This window comes from Qipengyuania gaetbuli, from assembly GCF_020171365.1.
Lineage (GTDB): Bacteria > Pseudomonadota > Alphaproteobacteria > Sphingomonadales > Sphingomonadaceae > Qipengyuania > Qipengyuania gaetbuli_B.
Map to the genome: position 1 here is coordinate 2,136,065 of NZ_JAIUZO010000002.1, position 18,031 is coordinate 2,154,095.

General features: G+C 64.0%; 17 protein-coding genes. 8 read left to right on the forward strand and 9 right to left on the reverse strand.

The features are described from left to right. Positions 1–7 precede the first annotated feature (7 nt). Positions 8–2,566 carry a type I DNA topoisomerase gene (gene topA / locus LCL94_RS11075; RefSeq protein ID WP_224832244.1) on the forward strand — a complete coding sequence of 853 codons (2,559 nt, stop codon included), beginning with the start codon at positions 8–10 and terminating at the stop codon, positions 2,564–2,566. 25 nt (positions 2,567–2,591) lie between these two features. On the opposite strand, the gene LCL94_RS11080 is transcribed toward topA, so the two are convergent. From LCL94_RS11080 to lepB, 6 genes are all read right to left on the reverse strand, one after another. After that, positions 2,592–4,190, reverse strand: coding sequence for a phospholipase D family protein (locus LCL94_RS11080; protein WP_224832245.1), 1,599 nt, complete (start codon positions 4,188–4,190; stop codon positions 2,592–2,594). Positions 4,191–4,208: 18 nt separating this feature from the next. Continuing rightward, positions 4,209–5,462, reverse strand: coding sequence for an MgtC/SapB family protein (locus tag LCL94_RS11085; protein ID WP_224832246.1), 1,254 nt, complete (start codon positions 5,460–5,462; stop codon positions 4,209–4,211). 81 nt (positions 5,463–5,543) lie between these two features. Continuing rightward, positions 5,544–5,912 carry a DUF805 domain-containing protein gene (locus LCL94_RS11090; protein WP_224832247.1) on the reverse strand — a complete coding sequence of 123 codons (369 nt, stop codon included), beginning with the start codon at positions 5,910–5,912 and terminating at the stop codon, positions 5,544–5,546. A gap of 78 nt (positions 5,913–5,990) precedes the next feature. Further along, the gene (gene era / locus LCL94_RS11095; RefSeq protein ID WP_224832248.1) at positions 5,991–6,896 is read right to left on the reverse strand and encodes a GTPase Era; all 906 of its coding nucleotides are present in this window, start codon (positions 6,894–6,896) and stop codon (positions 5,991–5,993) included. Further along, positions 6,893–7,564: a ribonuclease III gene (gene rnc / locus LCL94_RS11100; protein WP_224832249.1), complete on the reverse strand. Its 672-nt coding sequence runs from the start codon at positions 7,562–7,564 to the stop codon at positions 6,893–6,895. The genes era and rnc overlap by 4 nt, the downstream gene beginning before the upstream one ends. Beyond that, a complete protein-coding gene (gene lepB / locus LCL94_RS11105) occupies positions 7,561–8,460 on the reverse strand; it encodes a signal peptidase I (RefSeq protein WP_224832250.1) in 900 nt (299 codons plus the stop codon). Before lepB ends, rnc begins: the two co-directional genes overlap by 4 nt. Positions 8,461–8,513: 53 nt before the next feature. Between lepB and pgi the strand changes: the two genes are divergently transcribed. Beyond that, positions 8,514–10,097, forward strand: a complete 1,584-nt coding sequence (gene pgi / locus LCL94_RS11110; RefSeq protein ID WP_224832251.1) for a glucose-6-phosphate isomerase — start codon at positions 8,514–8,516, stop codon at positions 10,095–10,097. Here the strand turns inward: pgi and LCL94_RS11115 are convergent. Beyond that, positions 10,094–11,335: a hypothetical protein gene (locus LCL94_RS11115; protein WP_224832252.1), complete on the reverse strand. Its 1,242-nt coding sequence runs from the start codon at positions 11,333–11,335 to the stop codon at positions 10,094–10,096. The two genes, pgi and LCL94_RS11115, sit on opposite strands and share 4 nt — an antisense overlap. 15 nt (positions 11,336–11,350) lie before the next feature. After that, entirely contained in the window at positions 11,351–12,931 is a 1,581-nt protein-coding gene (locus LCL94_RS11120) for a winged helix-turn-helix domain-containing tetratricopeptide repeat protein (RefSeq protein ID WP_224832253.1), read from the reverse strand. Positions 12,932–13,081: 150 nt separating this feature from the next. Here LCL94_RS11120 and LCL94_RS11125 point away from each other — a divergent pair, with 150 nt between their 5' ends. Then, positions 13,082–13,306: a tautomerase family protein gene (locus LCL94_RS11125; protein ID WP_224832254.1), complete on the forward strand. Its 225-nt coding sequence runs from the start codon at positions 13,082–13,084 to the stop codon at positions 13,304–13,306. A gap of 64 nt (positions 13,307–13,370) precedes the next feature. Here the strand turns inward: LCL94_RS11125 and LCL94_RS11130 are convergent, their stop codons facing one another. After that, on the reverse strand, positions 13,371–14,441 hold the full coding sequence (locus LCL94_RS11130) for an MBL fold metallo-hydrolase (protein WP_224832255.1): 1,071 nt from the start codon (positions 14,439–14,441) through the stop codon (positions 13,371–13,373). A gap of 355 nt (positions 14,442–14,796) precedes the next feature. Between LCL94_RS11130 and LCL94_RS11135 the strand changes: the two genes are divergently transcribed. Genes LCL94_RS11135 through LCL94_RS11155 form a run of 5 tightly spaced genes read left to right on the forward strand, consistent with a single transcriptional unit; the run spans position 14,797 to position 17,981 of the window. Continuing rightward, complete coding sequence (locus LCL94_RS11135) at positions 14,797–16,179, forward strand: DEAD/DEAH box helicase (protein WP_224832256.1); 1,383 nt, start codon at positions 14,797–14,799, stop codon at positions 16,177–16,179. 55 nt (positions 16,180–16,234) lie between these two features. Continuing rightward, positions 16,235–16,480 carry a helix-turn-helix transcriptional regulator gene (locus LCL94_RS11140; RefSeq protein ID WP_160606402.1) on the forward strand — a complete coding sequence of 82 codons (246 nt, stop codon included), beginning with the start codon at positions 16,235–16,237 and terminating at the stop codon, positions 16,478–16,480. Further along, entirely contained in the window at positions 16,480–16,986 is a 507-nt protein-coding gene (locus LCL94_RS11145) for a hypothetical protein (protein WP_224832257.1), read from the forward strand. Before LCL94_RS11140 ends, LCL94_RS11145 begins: the two co-directional genes overlap by 1 nt. 16 nt (positions 16,987–17,002) lie before the next feature. After that, positions 17,003–17,464: a hypothetical protein gene (locus tag LCL94_RS11150; protein ID WP_224832258.1), complete on the forward strand. Its 462-nt coding sequence runs from the start codon at positions 17,003–17,005 to the stop codon at positions 17,462–17,464. Between the two features lie 19 nt (positions 17,465–17,483). Next, the gene (locus LCL94_RS11155; RefSeq protein WP_224832259.1) at positions 17,484–17,981 is read left to right on the forward strand and encodes a hypothetical protein; all 498 of its coding nucleotides are present in this window, start codon (positions 17,484–17,486) and stop codon (positions 17,979–17,981) included. Positions 17,982–18,031 lie beyond the last annotated feature (50 nt).

An 18,031-nucleotide genomic window follows, 5' to 3' on the forward strand; every position in this document is an offset into this window, starting at 1 on the left:
TTCCTCCATGCAACTGGTCATCGTAGAATCGCCGGCCAAGGCGAAAACCATCGAGAAATACCTCGGCAAGGACTTCAAGGTCCTCGCCTCCTACGGTCATGTCCGCGACCTGCCGCCCAAGGATGGCAGCGTCCGTCCGGACGAGGATTTCGCGATGGACTGGGAACTCTACCGGGACAAGCAGAGCCGCTTCAAGGAAATCGCCGACAACGCCAAGAAGGCGGATCGCCTGATCCTCGCCACCGACCCTGATCGCGAAGGGGAGGCGATTTCGTGGCACGTTCGCGAACTGCTCGCCAAGCGCAAGGCGCTGCCCAAGGAAGTCGACCGCGTGACCTTCAATGCGATCACCAAGCAGGCGGTGACCGATGCGATGAAGACCCCGCGCGAGCTCGACCAGCCGCTGATCGACGCATACCTCGCGCGCCGTGCGCTGGATTATCTCTACGGTTTCACCCTTTCGCCGGTCCTTTGGCGCCGCCTTCCCGGCGCGAAGAGCGCGGGCCGCGTGCAGTCGGTGGCGCTGCGGATCATCGTCGACCGCGAAATCGAGATCGAGCATTTCAAGGCCGACGAATACTGGTCGGTCATAGCCAAGCTGGAGCAGGACGGGACGCAGTTCGACGCCCGGTTGGTCAAGTTCGACGGGCAGAAGCTCGACAAGCTGACGCTCGGCAACGAAGGCAGCGCCAAGGCCGCGAAAAAAGCGGTCGAAGATGCGCGCTTCACGGTCGAGGACATCGAAACGAAGCCGTTGAAGCGCAATCCCGCGCCTCCGTTCACCACCTCGACGCTGCAGCAGGAAGCCGCCCGCAAGCTGGGCTTTTCCGCAAGTCACACCATGCGGCTCGCCCAGTCGCTCTACGAGGCGGGTGCCATCACCTACATGCGTACCGACGGGGTGCAGATGGACGGCAGCGCCATCAATGCCTGCCGCAAGGCCATCGCCGACCGCTACGATGCTTATTACCTGCCCGACAAGCCGCGATTCTATTCGACCAAGGCCAAGAATGCCCAGGAAGCCCACGAGGCGATCCGTCCCACCGATTTCAGCCGCGACCGCGCAGGTTCGGGAGACGAGGGCAAGCTCTACGACCTGATCTTCAAGCGCGCGATGGCGAGCCAGATGGCCGCCGCGCAGCTCGAACGCACCACCATCACCCTGCGTGACGGCACCGGCAAGCACGAGCTTCGCGCGACCGGCCAGGTGGTGAAGTTCCCGGGCTATTTCGCGGTCTACCAGGAAGGCTTCGACGACAAGGACGACGACGAGGACGGCCTGCTGCCGGTCGTGAACAAGGGCAATGCGCCGGCCAAGAAGGCGGTCGAGGCAAACCAGCACTTCACGCAGCCACCGCCCCGCTATTCCGAGGCGAGCCTGGTCAAGAAGCTGGAAGAGCTCGGCATCGGGCGTCCGTCGACCTATGCCAGCACGATCCAGACCATCCGCGATCGCAATTACGTCCGGATGGAGAAAAACCGTTTCTTTGCAGAGGAATCGGGCCGTCTCCTGACAGCATTTCTGGAGCGGTTCTTCCCGCAATATGTCGCCTTCGATTATACGGCCGGGCTCGAGGAAGAGCTCGATACGGTGTCCGACGGGCGCGAGGATTGGAAGCAGCTGCTCGAAGCTTTCTGGCGCGATTTCAAGCCCAAGACCGAGGAGGTCATGGACAAGAAGCCGTCCGAAGTGACCGAGGTGCTCGACGACTTCCTCGCCGATTACCTTTTCCCCGAACGCGCCGACGGCAAGGACCCGCGCCATTGCCCGCTCTGCGAAACGGAAGGACGCGAGGGCGGCAGGCTCGCCCTGCGCGGTGGTCGTTATGGCGCTTTCGTCGCCTGTGCCAACTATCCCGAATGCAAGTTCACTCGCCAGTTCGCCAAGCCTGGGAGCGAGGGTGATGACGGCGGCCAGGACGCGGTTCTGGGCGAGGATCCGGAAACGGGCTTGCCGGTCGAACGCAAGACCGGCCGGTTCGGGCCGTACGTCCAGTTGGGCGAGGGCAAGGACGCCAAGCGGGCGAGCATTCCCAAGGACCTCGACGATTTCGATCTCGAATGGGCGCTCAAGCTGCTCGGCCTGCCGCGCATCGTCGGTGCCCATCCGGAAACGGGCGAGGAAATCGAAGCAAATATAGGGCGTTATGGCCCATACCTTCGTCATGATGGAAAGTATGGCAAGTTAACCTCGACCCGCGAAGTGTTCGAAGTCGGCATGAACCGCGCTGTGGCGATCCTGTCCGAGGCGGCTAACCGAAAAGGCGGCGCACGGGGAAAGGCCGAACCGATCAAGACGCTCGGTGCGCACCCGACCAGCGGCGGCGAGATCAAGGTTATGCCGGGCCGTTATGGCCCCTATGTCACCGACGGTACGACCAACGCGACGATCCCCAAGGACGTGAAGCCCGAGGACGTGACCGAGGAGCAGGCCATCGCACTGATCGATGCCCGCGCGGCCAAGGGACCGGCCAAGAAGAAGGGGCGCAAGAAGGCCGCGCCCAAGAAGAAGGCTGCGCCCAAGAAGAAGGCTGCGCCCAAGAAGAAGGCTTCGGCGAAGGACTAGCGCCGGACTTGCTGGCGCGCTCTTCCTAGAGGAGCCAGGCGATCGGTAACTTGGACAGTGCTCCGACCACGAAGCGGCTGAACGCACTGGTTCCCGGTTCGGTCGTGTGGACCTCTGGCGGGTCCCTGTCGGACACGGTCCAGGTCAGCTCGCCGTCTTCGCCCGCACCGACGCGATAGGCGTTGGCGGGAAGGCGCTGGTCGAGCCGCGCCACCATTTCCGACGCCAGTTCCGGAGCGTCGATCACGAAGCCCATCTCGCAATTGAGCAGGGCACTGCGCGGATCGAAATTGAAGGAACCGACGAACAGGCGCTTGCCGTCAATCGCGAAGGTCTTGGCGTGGAGGCTCTCCCCGCCGCCGCTGAATCGTGACTTGCCCAGCGTCTTCATTTCGAGCCGTGCGTCATCGTCATGGGGCCGCGCTTCGTAGAGTTCGACCCCGGCATCGACCAGCGGCTTCCTGCTCGGGATATAGCCGGCATGCACGATCGGCACGTCGGTTACGCTGACACTGTTGGTGATGATCCGCGTCTCCACGCCCCTGCCGGCAAGGTCCACCAGCATCTCGGTGCCGCGCTCGGCAGGCACGAAATAGCCCGAAAGCAGGTCGAACCGTGTCTCCGCACCCGCGATAATCGGTGCGAGCTTTGCTGCAAGCAGGTCCTCTTCGGGAATTGGCCCTGCCGCCTTGCGCGGCTCATCGGCCAGCAGCTGGATTTCCGCCCAGGTAAAGCCGCCATCGCGCATTGTGCGCTCGAGGCTGGCGAAGGCATCCGTAGCAGCGGCTGCATAGGCGCTTGCCAGATCGCTGTCGGGGTGCCGGGGATTGCGCCAGTTTTCGATCAGGCGGGCCTCGACCGCGTCTAGTATCAGTTCCGCGGGATAGGAGGCTTCGCTTGTCCAGTAGCGCTGGAATTCCGCCGAGACTTGCGGGACCACCGCACCGATGGCGAGAGCGTCGAGGTCGATGAACAGCCGCTCGCTCGCCGCACCGAAGTAGACGTCGCCGACATTGCGCCCGCCGACCACCGTGATCGCGTCGTCGACCGTCAGCGACTTGTTGTGCATCCGGCGGTTCAGGCGCGGAAAATCGAACAGGTAGTTGATGACGCGCGGCTTGCGAATGGTCATCGGGTTGAAGATGCGAACGTCGATCCGCGGATGCGTGACCACCGCAGCCCACATCGGGTCGAGACCGGCGGTGGGATTGTCGTCTATCAGCAGGCGCACCCTTACGCCGCGATCGGCGGCCCGGACCATCTCCGCCAGCAGCATCGATCCCGACAGATCGTCTTCCCAGATATAGTACTGGGCATCGATGGTGCGTTCGGCCTTGCGCACCATGGCAACGCGCATCGCGAAGGCTTCAAGACCCGTGCCGAGGAGCATGACGCCCGACTTGCCGGGCTGTTTCGCGGCATGTTCAGTCAACCTGTCGGCAAGCTCGCTGTTGGAATTGGCAACAGCTGCATCTGCGGGGAAGCGATCACGCGACGGGAGCGGGTTAGCAAGTTTCAGGACCAGCCCGAGCGCTGCCAGGGCTGCGATTGTCGAGGCGAGAACTATTGCGATACTGGCCAGCCTGGACCTGCCTTTCCCCGGTTCACCGTTTTCCTTGTCCATGACCCGGTCAACCCAACCCTATAGCTCAAGATAGCCGACGGTCAGGCTGACCGCCAAGGCTATCATGCTTGCACCCAGCGCAATGGCGGCAGGGCGAGCCGCACGCTTGCCGTAGACGAGCGTGACGCCCAGTTTCACGGCCATATTGGCAAGGATGGTCCCTGCGATGGCCAGCGCCGCCAGTTGCGGTGCGATCGTGCCCGGCTCCAGCCCTCCGGCAGTGACGATTGCCGCGTCGACATCCATGCTACCCATGAGCAGCAGCAGGATGGCGATGCCCTGTTCGCCGAACTCGCTTTGCGCCCAGCGCGCTGCCACCGCCGCTACGGCGACAAAGGTGACGAAGGTCAGCGCGGGTAGCAGCGCGATCGGGTTGCCGGGCGGGGCGGGGCCGGTGCTGCTGGGTGCTTTGCGGTAGAGGAAGTAGGCGACTCCGAAACCGACGATCTGCGCGGGTGCGACGACCATCACGAAGTGGGGCAGCAAGCTGGTTGCCAGGAGCGCCACCAGGATAATGACGCGCAGGTACATGACCGCGCTTGCTAGTGCGATGCCGGCATTTTCCGCGCCGCCACCGGCGCTTGCCCCGATCTTCTGGGCGAAGGAATGGGTTACGGCGGTCGAGCTGTAGGCCCCGCCGATGATCGCGGTCGCGATGGTGCCCTTCCGCGCACCGAACAGCCGGTTGGCGACGTAGCCAGCGAAGGAAAAACCGGTGACGATGATAACCACCAGCCAAAGGGCCTGAGGCTCCCAGGCATCATAGGGACCGAAGCGGCCCTCGGGCAGGAAGGGGAAGACGGCGAGCGCGATGACCGCATAGCGGGCGAAAGCCTTGATATCGGCTGCATCGAGCGCGCCGACCCAGCGATGGACCTCGGTTCTTAGCGCAAGAACCGCGGTAACGACTGCGCCCCCTGCCACAGCCAGCGCCGGCTCGCCGGTTCCGGCGAGAAAGCCGAGCCCGAGCGTGACCATGGCAGCTACCGCCGAAGTCGCGTCGGGCTTCCCGTCCGCAAGGCTGGAGCGCGAGTATCCGATGGCGACGATGGTCGCCGCGCCCGCCAGCAGGACACCTCCGCCGACGGGCTGCCCGGATGCTGCGAACAGGCCGGCGAGACCTGCGGCCAGTGCAAGCAGGGTGAAGGTGCGGATGCCGGCAACACGCTGGCCATCTTCGGCTTCGCGCAGCTTCCAGCCGCGCTCGATACCGACGAGCAGGCCGACGGCCAGCGCCGCGCCCAGTGCAAGGGCTTCGTTCCCCCAGCTCAAGCCTGTCCCATCCCCTCAGCAGCGGCGGAAGTGCCGCAGTCAGGAATGTCAGTGCCGGAGCCTCAGTGCAAGCAGCGTAGCTTAGGCGCCGGCATCCTGCTTGCCGGGCATGACTGCCAGAATGAGCCAGATCAGCGGGGTAAGGAACAGGTACACGATGACCAGCAGCAGCGCCGGCCAGCCGATGTCGCGCGCCCGCTTGCCGACGAGGTTGAGCTGGCCGATCGCCACGATGAGACCGGCGGCAAAGAAGGCCAGCAGGGTACCGAGGGCAAGTGGCTGGACACCGGGAGTCTCAGCTGTTCCTCCAAGCTGCTCGAACACGCCGATGCCGCCGCCGATCATCATGGCGAAAACCACGAGGAACAGGCCGAGGCCGAGCGTCAACAGAATAAACTTCCCGCGGCCGACCTTTCCGGTCGTGAATTCCCCGAACATGTCCTGAAACATCAGAGCGGTCCTCCCCTAATTGGCCCGTCACAGGCCGAAGAGGAAATACCATGTTCCTGTTAATACAAGAAGAGGGCGTCAGCGCACCCAGTCGAGGCCCATTTCCTCGAACATTTCCTTGTCTTCGGTCCAGCGTTCGTCGGCCTTCACGTGGAGGAAGAGGTGGACCTTCTGCCCGAGCAGTTCGGACAATTCCTTGCGTGCCGCTTCGCCGATCGCCTTGATGCGGCTGCCACCCTTGCCGAGGACGATCGCGCGCTGGTTGTCGCGCATCACCACGATCTGCTGGTGGATTTCGACGCTGCCGTCGGGGCGCTGGATGTATTTTTCAGGGCGAACCGCGCTGTCGTAGGGCAGCTCTTCGTGCAATTGTTTGTACAGCTGTTCGCGCGTGATCTCGGTCGCCAGCAGGCGTTCCGATGCATCGGAGACCTGGTCTTCGGGATACATCCACGGACCTTCCGGCATCAGCGCGGCGAGCGTTTCCTTCATTTCGGGGACGCCGTCACCGGTCAGGGCGGAAACGAAGAACACATCCGCAAACTCGACCTTGGCGCTCAATTCCTGCGCCAGAGCGAGCAGCGGTTCCTTTTTCGCCCGATCGACCTTGTTGAGCACCAGGATCTTGCGCTCGGGGCGCGCCGCGATCTGTTCGATCAGCGGTTCGAGTTCGTGGCGGCGCTGCTTGATCGGATCGACCAGCAGCAGCACGGCATCGGCTGCCTCGGCACCTTCCCAGGCCGCGCTGACCATGGCGCGGTCGAGCCGGCGCTTGGGCGCGAAGATGCCGGGCGTGTCGACGAGGATCATCTGCGTGTCGCCCTGCAGCGCGATACCCATCATGCGTGCGCGGGTGGTCTGCGCCTTGGCGGAGGTGATCGCGACCTTCTGTCCGACCAGCTGGTTCACCAGCGTCGATTTGCCGGCATTGGGCGCGCCCAGCACGGCAACGACGCCGCAACGGGTGGTGGGGGTATCGCTCACGCGTATTTCTCCATGAATGCTGCGGCGGCGGCTTTCTCTGCCTCGCCCTTGCTGCCGGCAGTCGCTTCCGCCTCGCCGACCTTGTGTACCTTGACGCGCACGGTGAACTGGGCCGCGTGATCCGGACCCGAACGGTCAATGACCTCGTATTCCGGCGGCGCGCGGCGATTGCCGGCGGCCCATTCCTGCAGCGCGCTCTTCGGGTGTTTGCGTTCGCCTGCGCCGCTTTCCAGAGCAGGTCGCCAGAGCAGGTGGACGAGCTTGCGCGCCTCTTCGAAACCGTTTTCCACGAACTGAGCGCCAAGCAGCGATTCCATCACATCGCCAAGGATGTTGTCGCTGTCGCGCCCGCCGTCGGCGCGTGCCTGCTTGCTGATCCTGATATGCTCGGCAAGGCCGATGCCGCGCGCCACGCTGGCGCACATCTCGCGGCTGACGATGGCATTGAGGCGCTGGGCAAGCTTGCCTTCGGGCGCCTCGCTGCGGTCGAACAGCCACTGGGCGATCGACAGGCCGAGCACGCGGTCACCGAGGAATTCGAGCCGTTCGTAATCCTTCTTCTCGCCCATGCTCCCGTGAGTCAGGGCAGCGCGCCACAAGGCCTCGTCCTTCACCGTAAAGCCGGTCGTCTCGAGCCAGTCGAGCGTTTCGGTAGAAAGGCCGGTCAAATGCCCTCTCCGATACGGTCCCATCGTGCGGCAGTGAACCATGTCCAGGGCAGCAGCCATTCTGCGCTGCCGTCTGTCGACCAGAGCACCACGCCTGCCCGTCCGACCAGCAGTTCCTGGTCGATTATGCCCACGCCTTGGCCGCTAACGGCAGGAAAGCGGCTGTCGAGCGAATTGTCGCGGTTGTCGCCCATCACGAAAACCTTGCCGGCCGGCACCACGAAGGGGGCGGTGTTGTCGGGATCGATCAGGATGGGCTGCCCGTCGGCGCCGACCATGAGATTGCCGTCCGCATCGCGCAGCGGCCGGGCGCCGACACTGCCGAAGTCGAGCGTCATGTAGCTCTTGCCCGAAGGCAGCGTCTCGCGGAACTGGCGATAGCGGCAGAGGTTGTCGATCACCGTCCCGCCGTCCGAGCGGCAGGCGGTGTTCGCGCTCATCGGAATGTCGGCGTAGCCTGCTTCCTCGCGCTTCACGGGCTCTCCATTGAGGATGAGCTGTCCGTCCTGCACCGCGATCGTGTCGCCCGGCAGCCCGATCGCGCGCTTGACGTAATCGGTGCGGTCGACGGGGTGCTTGAAGATCACCACGTCGCCCCGTTCGGGCAGGCTGGCGAGGATTCGCTCGCTCGGCCCGGGCAGGCCGAGCGGCAGCGAATTCTCGTTGTAGCCGTAGGGCCATTTGGCCGCGATCAGGTAATCGCCCGTGCGCAGGCCCGGCATCATGCTTTCGGAAGGGATGGTGAAGAAGCTGGCGACGAAGGTGCGGAAAATCAGCACCACCAGCACCAGCTTGAGACAGAATACCAGGAAGCTGCCCCAGCTTTCCTCTTCTTCTTCCGGCTTGGCCGTATTCGTATCCGTAGCGTTTTCGCGGATTGCGGGGTTCTCATTCATCGCCGCATTCCCTAGTCGCTGACGCCTGACCACGAAAGGACTTTCGCCCAGCCATGACCAAGACCGCCGCCGACCTGTGGAGCGATCTCGACGAACTGCCGCAGCCGACCCTGCTCGAACTCTTCAGCACGGTGCGCGACGGGGGGGAGGGTGCGGACGAACCCGGCGGCGAAGAACGCGTCGCCATGCTCTCGGGCAGGCTGGAGCTGGCAGAGGACGGCACGGACGACCCAATGGCGCCGGGCGGCATCCTGTTCGACTGGTCGAAAACGCACCTCGACAGGGCAGTGCTCGACATCTTCGAGCAGCTGGCCGAGGCGATGGACTTTGCGGGCATGCGAGCAAAGCTGTTTGCAGGCGAGGTGGTCAATCCCACCGAAGGACGCGCTGCCGACCATGCCACCCTGCGCGGCGTCGGCGACGAGGCGAAAGTGGAAGAAGCCGCCGCCTTGATCGACCGCATGGGCATGCTGGTGGAGGCCATCCACCAGGGCGCATTCGGCGAAATCGATCACCTGATCCACATCGGTATCGGCGGCAGCGCGCTGGGCCCTGCGCTGGGCGTCGATGCGCTCAGCCGCGACCTATCGCTGTGCGATGTCCATGTCGTCTCCAACATCGACGGCGTCGCTCTGGAAGCTGCATTTGCGAAATGCGATCCGGCCAAGACGCTGGTTGCCGTTGCCAGCAAGACCTTCACCACGATCGAGACGATGACCAACGCCGAAAGCGCGCTCAAATGGCTGCGCGACAATGGCGTCTCCGATCCGGGCGGGCGGGTCATCGCGCTCACCGCGAATCCCGAGGCTGCCGTCGAATGGGGCGTCGACGAAACGCGCATCCTGCCGTTCCAGGAAAGCGTCGGCGGGCGCTATTCCATCTGGTCGAGCATCGGTTTCCCCATCGCGATGGCCGCGGGCATGGACGATTTCCGCCAGATGCTAGCAGGCGCTGCGGCGGTCGACCGGCATTTCCGCGATACCGACGGGCGCGATAATCTGGTCCTGCGCGCCGCCTTTGCCGACCTTTACTATTCGCGCGTGCGCGGGTGCCAGACCCGTGCGGTCTTCGCCTATGACGAGCGGCTGGGACTGTTCCCCGATTACCTCCAGCAGCTGGAGATGGAATCGAACGGCAAGCGGGTGACCGCCGACATGAAGCCGGTCGACGGCCCGACCGCGCCCATTACCTGGGGCGGAGCGGGCACCGATGCGCAGCACGCCGTGTTCCAGCTGCTGCACCAGGGCACGCACCTGATCCCCGTGGACTTCATCGCCAGCATCGGACCCGGCGACGATCTCGACCCGGCTCACCACCGCATCCTGCTGATGAACTGCTTTGCCCAGGGCGCAGCGCTGATGACCGGCAAGAAGGGCGAGGACCCGGCGCGCAATTACCCGGGCGACCGCCCCAGCGCGACGATCCTGTGCGACGATCTCGACGCGGCCACGCTGGGCGCGCTGATCGCCTTCCACGAGCATCGCACTTTCGCCAATGCCGTGCTGATGGGCATCAATCCTTTCGACCAGTTCGGGGTGGAGCTGGGCAAGCAGATGGCCAAGGCAATCGAGCAGGGTGGTGAAAGCTTCGATGCCAGTACCGAAGCCCTCCTCGCGGCTGCGGGCCTGAGCGACTAGGTCAGGGCGAAATACATCGCCGCCAGCGCGCCCATCACCGCGATCGCGAGCCAGTTCCACGCCTTGATCATCGCATCGGGGCGGGTTTCCTCGGGCATCTCGCAGCGCGTGACGACGAGGTGGTTCAGCAGCGCCACGACCGGCGCGATGACGAAGCTGGCGGAAGTCACGAAATCGAGGAAGCCGGTCAGGTCCCGCAGCAGCGTGAAGATCGTCACGAGTGCAATGACCACGAACAGCAGGCAGAAACCGGCATATTCGCGCCGGGTGTAGGACACGTCCTCGCGCTGCTGGAAGATCGCCAGCGAGGCGGCCGCGATGCGCGAGTAGGCGTCCACCCCTGCAATCACCGTGGTCAGCATGACCGACAGCGCCGCCAATGCGGCTAGCAGGGCTGCCCATTCCCCCAGCGCGGCGCGATAGAGGCCGACGAGCTGGTCGGCGAAACCGGGCGCGTCGGGCAGGGGAGCGATACCGTCCGGGTGCATGACGCCCGCGCCCATGATGCAGAAGCACACCGCCATGAACGCTGTCAGCACATAGGGCCATAGGAAGCCTCTGCGCGCAGCCGAAAGGGGCGGGTGCGCGCCTTGCGGCAATTGCCGGTCGCCTTCGACCTTCCACAGCGACAGCGCGACCGAAACGTCCATCGGATTGGGCATGAAGCCCGCCAATGCGACGATGAACAGCAGCGCCGCCGTCTCGCGGGTCCAGCTGAAGTCGACCAGCGTGGCCCACTGCACCTGCGGCAGGACCGTGGCGGTGGTGATGAGTGTTGCGATTGTCAGTAAAGCGAGCAGCCAGGCATTCACCCGGTCCAGCAGGCTGTAACCGCCGATAAGCAGCAAGGCCGTGGCTGCGAGAATGACGCCTGCTGCAAGGACCTGAACGGGTGCGACCGGACCTACGATCACCGTCAGGATGCCCGCCGTCGCCGCCCCCAGCGCTGCCCATATGATCGGGACCAGCGGGGTGACCAGCAACAGGAAGAGGATCAGCGCCCAGTTTCCAAGCTCCCGGTATCCGGTGAGCAGCGACCGACCGCGCGCATGGGCGAAATCGACGCCGAAACGATAGGCCGGATACTTGAGCACATTGGCGAGTACGATGACGACGACCAGCGCAAGTCCGAACATGGCTCCTGCGCGGGTCGACTGGACGAGGTGCGATGTCCCGATCGCCGCGCCGGTGAAAATTAGGCCCGGCCCGGCAAGGCGGCGCAGCAGTTCGTTCTTCATGTTTTCGGCAGTCCCCTAGATGCCAAGGGCGCGCATCGCACGCTCCAGCGTTTCGCGCGGTGCGTCTTCCGGGAAGGGGAAGGCGCGGAAAAAGCTTTCGGTACTCAGCTCCGGATCGTCACGGAGAGTATGGGCCAGCCATTCGGCAGCCTTGTCCTTGTCCCCCGCAATGTGCGCCGTCACTGCGGCGATCAGCTTGATATGCTTGTGGGCGCCGGGGGTAAGGGCGGCCCGCTCGCCGAACTCGGCTGCTTTCCCGATATCGCCGAACTGGAGATGCGTGAGCGCACGGCTGGAGATCATCGCATAGGCCATGGGGTCGAGCGGGCTGAGTTCCAGGGCCAGCGCAAGGTCGCGGTCCGCCCGCTCGGCCTTGCCAGCAATCGTCGCCACGAGCCCGCGGTTGTAGATGCCTTGCGCGAAGCTGGGGCTGAGGCTGGTCGCGCTGTCGAACCATGCAATGCTGTCGTCCAGTCGCCCCTCGAGCCATGAGCAGCGGCCCAGGCTGAAATGGCCGAACGGATCGAGCCGGTCGGTTTCCACCGCCTTCTGGGCGAGCAGCCTGGCTTGTTCGACATGCCGTTCGGTGTCGTCTTCATAAGCCATGAAAGCGCTCTGGAAGTGGGTGAACGACAGGCCTGCCATTGCCCGCGAGAAGTAGGGATCGCGTTCGAGTGCCACTTTGAACAGGTGGCTGGCAGAAGCATTGTCCTGCGCATTGAAACGGTACATGTGATCGACGCCGAGGTGAAAGCTCGCCCATGCGTCGAGCTCTGCGGTGGGCAGCCCGCGGGCATGACGCACCTCGTTTTGGGGGATCTGGACCAGCACGTTCTCGATCACGCCGCGTTCTATCTCGGGGCGTAGGCCCTGTAGGTCCTGGACCGGGCCCGAGTACCGTTCGGACCAGATGCTGCGCCCGTCGCGGGTGTCGACGAGCGCGACCTGCACGGTGACGGTCCTGCCCGCTCTCTCGATGCTGCCGGTCAGGCAGTAATTGACCTTGAGCGCATTCCCGACCGCGATCGGGTCGCTGTCGGCACCACGGAACCGGAAACTGGAGCCGCGAGCGATCACGAACAGCCAGTTGCTCCGTGCCAGGTCCATGATGATATCCGCGGGCAGGGCGTCGGCGACGATATCGTGCGACCCGCGCTCCCCCGTCAGCTCGAACGGCAGCACCGCGATGGACGGGCGGGAATCGCGGACGGCGTCCGTCGTTTCCACGGGTTCCGGGGCAATCGCTGCTGCAGGCAAGGTCGAGGCATGGGATTGTTCAACGCTGGCCACGAAGCGGAAACCGCGCCCGTGGATCGTGCGGATGACGCTTTGCGCCTTGCCATTATCGCCCACCGCCTTGCGTGCAGCCTTCACTCGTGCGGCAACCGCCGATTCAGAGACGATACGGCCATCCCAGACGGCATCGATGATCTCGTCCTTCGACACCATGCGGTCGCTGTTCTGCGCGAGGAGTAGCAGGAGCGAGAGCACCTGGGGTTCGACATGGACGCGTTCGCCATCGCGGCGCAGCTCGAATCCGTGCGGATCGAGCTCGAAACTCCCGAAGCTGACGACCCGGGGTATTGGTCCGTCCATCCGAACATCCCCGATTGCGGAAAATCTCCATGAAAAGGTCAGACATCTTCATGCCGAGGTCAAGCATGGAGGTGCGGCAGGACGTATCGACAGGTCATCGGAACAGACCGATCGACACTTCAGAAACGATACTATCCAAGGAGAATACCAATGCCGCTCGTTACCATCGACGTGATCAAGAACGTTTTCACCAACGACCAGAAGAAGGACCTCATCGGCAAGGTGACCGAAGCCATGGTCGAAGTCGAAGGCGAAGCCATGCGCCCCGTGACCTGGGTGCGCATCATGGAAGTCGAACAGGGCGACTGGGGCATCGGCGGCCAGCTGCTCGGCGCTGCCGACGTCCACGCACTTGCGGGCAAGAAGGCCGCCTGATCGCGCGCCAGCCAACCCGCCCCGAACAGAGGCCGTCCCGCAAGGGGCGGCCTTTTTTGGTGCATCAAAGGTGCAGACTGCGTTCGATTTCGCCGGACCCTGCGGGCAGCGAGAACAGCATGCCATCCTCGCCCACGACGATCGGGCCATCGAAATGCCGGTCCGCATCTTCGAGGAAGGCCGGATAAAGGATCGCGCTGGGCAGGGGCGGGACCAAGTGGGTTAGGACCAGCATCTTCGCCCCGCTCGCCGCCGCGCTCTGTGCCGCCTGCTTGGGGGTCGTGTGATAATCCATGATATCGGCGAAGATCTGGGCGGCATTGGCATTGCCTTGCTCGCCCATGGTATCGCGCATCTTGCCCACGAGCGTGGTCTGGAGAGCCTCGTGCACGAGCAGGTCGACCCCTTTGCAGACCGCTTCGAGATTGGATGACCTGACAGTGTCGCCGCTGATGCAGGCCGAGCGTCCCTTGTAATCGAAGCGATAGCCAACTGCAGGCTCGACCGGGGAATGGTCGACGCGGAATGCAGTGACGACCAGGCCGCCTTCGTCATACACGACCGCGCTGGAGGTCGGCAGTTCGAAAGGCATGGCGGCCCCACCGCTACCCGTGGGCGGCGCTACCGCCTCGCCGTGATGCGCTATGCGATAGGTCTTGTCGGTCGCATAGGCCGCGTTGAACCCGTCGACCACGGCTTCGACTCCAGCGGGGCCGTAGACGGGCAAGGGCGCGCGGGCGGCGCCGCGGGTCCAGTGGAACAATTGCAGCGGGCCGAAACCGTCGATGTGATCGGAGTGGAAATGGGTCAGGAACAGGGCCTGCACATCACCGGCATTGAAGCCCATCAGCCCCAGCGTCTCGCCGCCGCCTTCGCCGATGTCGACCGCGAACAGCCGTTCGCCTGCCACGACGATGTTGCAGGGGCCGGCCCGCTCGAGGTTCGGGAGCGGGGAACCGGTCCCGCACAGGCCGACATGGAGGCCGTCGGGCAGGTCTCTCACGGTGTCGCGCGCCAGGTTTTGTGCAACCGCCCGCTCGAACAGGGCCTCGCCAACCTGCCGCTGGAACATCCATCCGAACAGTAGTCCCGCCAGCGCGACCGCCAATACTGTCAATCCGATCCGCTTTGCCATCCGTGCCGCTCGCCCAAGTCTATCCCCGAAGCGGAGAAATATTCCCCATCTGCGAAGGCTGGGCAAGCGATGCCTTCGAAACCCGCGAAGCGATGCGCGACAGGAATGCTTTGACTTTCGTGCCTCCTGCCCCCACATGGCCGCCATCGAAGCGCGCTAGCCAGCGTGAAGCGGCGATGTGAGAGACATCCATTGCCCCGGCCGCGCCTCGTTGATTTTCCAAGGACTTCCCTTTTCACGCGGGTCGTTTGTTGGGTCCCACGAAAGTAATACTTTTGTGGGTGCCCGTCACCCGCGCCGCGCCCGGATTCCAAGTGGCATCCGTCTGCGCGCCGCAAGCATATTGCGAGTAAACATGACCCAGTTCACCGACCTCGGGCTGTCGCAGCCCGTCCTCCAGGCCCTCGACATCAAGGGCTATACCGAACCCACGCCGATCCAGGCACAGGCCATTCCGCGCGTGCTCGAAGGCCGCGACCTGCTCGGCATCGCGCAGACCGGCACCGGCAAGACAGCGGCCTTCATGCTGCCCAGCATCGACAACCTTCGCGAAGCCGACAGGCAGACGCCGTTCAAGTCGTGCCGCATGCTGGTGCTTGCTCCGACGCGCGAGCTGGCAGGCCAGATCGCCGACAGCGCCAAGGACTATGGCGCGCTCGCCGGTCTCAAGGTCCATTCCATCGTCGGCGGCACCTCGGTCAACAAGGACCGCAACAAGCTGCACCGCGGTACCGACATCCTCGTCGCAACGCCGGGCCGCCTGCTCGACCTGATCGACCAGAAGGCGTTCAAGCTCGACGGCGTGGAAATCCTCGTCCTCGACGAAGCGGACCAGATGCTCGACCTCGGCTTCATCCACGCGCTGCGCCGGATCAGCCAGCTGGTTCCCGAAGACCGCCAGACGCTGTTCTTCAGCGCGACCATGCCGAAGCAGATCCAGGAACTGGTGGGCAAGTACTGCCGCAACCCGGTGAAGGTCAGCGTGACGCCCGAAAGCACGACGGCAGAGCGCATCGACCAGTATCTCTTCATGGTCCAGCAGGACGAGAAGCAGACCCTGCTCGAGATGATCCTGTCCGAACGTCACCCGGTGCCGGGCAAGTTCGAGCGCGTGCTGATCTTCGCGCGCACCAAGCATGGCTGCGACCGCGTGGTGAAGAAGCTGGGCCAGTCCGGCATTCCCGCCAATGCCATCCACGGCAACAAGAGCCAGCCGCAGCGCGAGCGCGCGCTCGACGAATTCAAGCGCGCCAAGACCCCGATTCTCGTCGCGACCGACGTTGCCGCGCGCGGGATCGACATTCCGGGCGTGAGCCACGTGATCAATTACGAGCTGCCCAACGTGCCGGAACAATATGTCCACCGTATCGGCCGCACCGCGCGTGCGGGCCGCGACGGCGTGGCGATCGCGTTCTGCGCCGAGGACGAGCGCGATTACCTAAAGGATATCCGCAAGAAGACCGACGCGGAGTTCGAGCGCCTGCCGCTGCCGGACAATTTTCGCGCCGTGGTTGAGGGCGTCGGCCCGACCAAGCGCGAGCAGAAGCCCAAGCTGGCCCGCCCAAAGGTGCGCCCGACCGGCGATGCCGCCAATCGCAAGCCGAAGCCCAAGCAGAAACATCTTGCGCGCAAGGGCAAGCCGCAAGGTGCCGGCTCGGGCGGCGGGCAGGGCGGACGGCCCGGCGGCGGTCCGCGCCGCCGTCGCGGAGGGCAGGGCAGGCCTCGCGCTGCAAAATAAGATAAAATCGCAATTAAGTGTTGCGTTAACATAACGATTTGCGTATCAAACTCGCATGTCGAGGGTGATACACAACCGAATCGCCATGTTCCGCGCCGATGCGGGGCTGAGCCGTCGTGATCTTGCCGATGCCGTGGGTGTGAACCCGCAGACCATCGGTTTCCTGGAGCGCGGCGATTACAAGCCCAGCCTCGAATTGGCGCTCTCCATCGCCGAGCAGTTCGGGGTGCCGGTGGAGATGGTCTTTTCGTTCGAACCGTTCCCCTCGCTGTCGCAGCAATTGGCGAAGGGACGCGAATAATGGCTTACGAGGGCAACAGGATCGCTGAAGGGCTCGACCGCGCAGCCATGCGCGTGACCGGGCGGCAGGTCCACACAGGCAAGATCGGCCCGAGAACGACGATCGTGGCCACGCTGATCTTCATGTCGCTAACCTTCATGGGGATGTACCTGGCAGTGCAGGGCGCGAAGGTCGGGCAGGGCATCGTCTTTTCGGCGGCCATGGGCTCGCTCGCGATCAAGCTGTTCAACGATCACAAGGCGCGGGGCAACGGCCCGCTCGATGAGCGGGAACTGGCGATCTACTGGAAGGCCAATGCAATCGGGGCGATGGTTCCGCTGGTCGGTGTCGCGGTGTGGTCGCTGTTGCTCGGAAACCTTGCCGACGACGGACTCCGGTACCCGCGCCAATCCTTCGAATGGGTCGCGCTGTCCTTCTTCCTGCTCGGCCTGATGACCCAGATCGGCATTATCGTGACTGGATGGTTGACGCCGTCCTACGCCGCCGAACTCGACGAAAACGACTGATCAAGTGGAGGGACGCATGACTTACGAATCGAGAAAAATCCGGCGCAAGCAGTTGCCGATGCTGGCGCCCACGACCCAGATTGCACTTGCGGTGCTCCTGTTGTCACTATCGTCGATTGCACTTTACGCAGCGGTTGCAGGATGGGTCGACCGGGCGATTTTTTCCTCGACCATAACACTTTTGACCGTAGCACTTACCGCCCGATCGGCCCTGCGCAGTGGCTACGACAGCGAACTGGACGAGCACGACCGGCAAATGCGCTATTATGCCATCGCCACGGGCGGGGTCGTGCCGGTGGTGGCCCTGGCTGCCTATACCGTCGGTCTTTCGGCAACCGATGCACTGTGGCGCCCTGTCAGCCAGGTGGAATGGGGCGCATTCGGCATGTTCATGCTCGGCGCCACCATCCAGTGCGCAATCATTGCGGCGGCGCGCAAGACGCCTGCTTACGCCGCCGATCTCGACGAAAACGACTGAATAAGAGCAGGGAACTGACATGGAATACAAAGGCGACCTCGTGACGCGCGCCTCGGAACGATTTTCAGACTGGGCCTGGTCCGGTCGCGTGTCCCCCCGCACCCTAATGATAATGACCGGTGTATGGCTGGTCGCGGTCTGGGGCCTGTCGATTGTCTTGATCCTGAAGGATGCGGAAATCGAAAACTTCTGGTTGATCATGATGTTGATGCCGGGGAACCTGGTCGGCCTCGCTGGACTGGGTCATCGCGCCGACGGCCCGGCTCTCGACGAATGGCAGAAGGCCATGCGCCTCAAGGCCTTCATGTGGGGCGGCAACCTCACGCTTGCGGGCATCGCTCTTTTTGCGGCCCTGGCAATGGGGCTCGCCGACAACAGCTGGTTCTGGCAGCCACTGTCGGAAAAACACTGGATGATCGTGTTCCTGCTCATCGCTACGACATGGATGTGCCTCACGTCCTTCGCTGCGGCATGGCTCACCCCGGCCTATGCCGCCGGCATCGACGAATACGAGTAGCGCGCGGGTTGATGTAACCACCGGCTTGGCAAATCCGGACCACTCCGCAA

Bases quoted from the DNA above. Each gene is read 5' to 3' on its own strand.
- LCL94_RS11080 (WP_224832245.1), bottom strand. From the start codon at position 4,190: ATGGACAAGGAAAACGGTGAACCGGGGAAAGGCAGGTCCAGGCTGGCC.
- LCL94_RS11150 (WP_224832258.1), top strand. From the start codon at position 17,003: ATGACTTACGAATCGAGAAAAATCCGGCGCAAGCAGTTGCCGATGCTG.
- LCL94_RS11115 (WP_224832252.1), bottom strand. From the start codon at position 11,335: ATGAAGAACGAACTGCTGCGCCGCCTTGCCGGGCCGGGCCTAATTTTC.
- lepB (WP_224832250.1), bottom strand. From the start codon at position 8,460: ATGAATGAGAACCCCGCAATCCGCGAAAACGCTACGGATACGAATACG.
- LCL94_RS11140 (WP_160606402.1), top strand. From the start codon at position 16,235: ATGTCGAGGGTGATACACAACCGAATCGCCATGTTCCGCGCCGATGCG.
- LCL94_RS11130 (WP_224832255.1), bottom strand. From the start codon at position 14,441: ATGGCAAAGCGGATCGGATTGACAGTATTGGCGGTCGCGCTGGCGGGA.
- LCL94_RS11120 (WP_224832253.1), bottom strand. From the start codon at position 12,931: ATGGACGGACCAATACCCCGGGTCGTCAGCTTCGGGAGTTTCGAGCTC.
- LCL94_RS11090 (WP_224832247.1), bottom strand. From the start codon at position 5,912: ATGTTTCAGGACATGTTCGGGGAATTCACGACCGGAAAGGTCGGCCGC.
- LCL94_RS11125 (WP_224832254.1), top strand. From the start codon at position 13,082: ATGCCGCTCGTTACCATCGACGTGATCAAGAACGTTTTCACCAACGAC.
- LCL94_RS11155 (WP_224832259.1), top strand. From the start codon at position 17,484: ATGGAATACAAAGGCGACCTCGTGACGCGCGCCTCGGAACGATTTTCA.
- LCL94_RS11135 (WP_224832256.1), top strand. From the start codon at position 14,797: ATGACCCAGTTCACCGACCTCGGGCTGTCGCAGCCCGTCCTCCAGGCC.
- pgi (WP_224832251.1), top strand. From the start codon at position 8,514: ATGACCAAGACCGCCGCCGACCTGTGGAGCGATCTCGACGAACTGCCG.
- topA (WP_224832244.1), top strand. From the start codon at position 8: ATGCAACTGGTCATCGTAGAATCGCCGGCCAAGGCGAAAACCATCGAG.
- LCL94_RS11145 (WP_224832257.1), top strand. From the start codon at position 16,480: ATGGCTTACGAGGGCAACAGGATCGCTGAAGGGCTCGACCGCGCAGCC.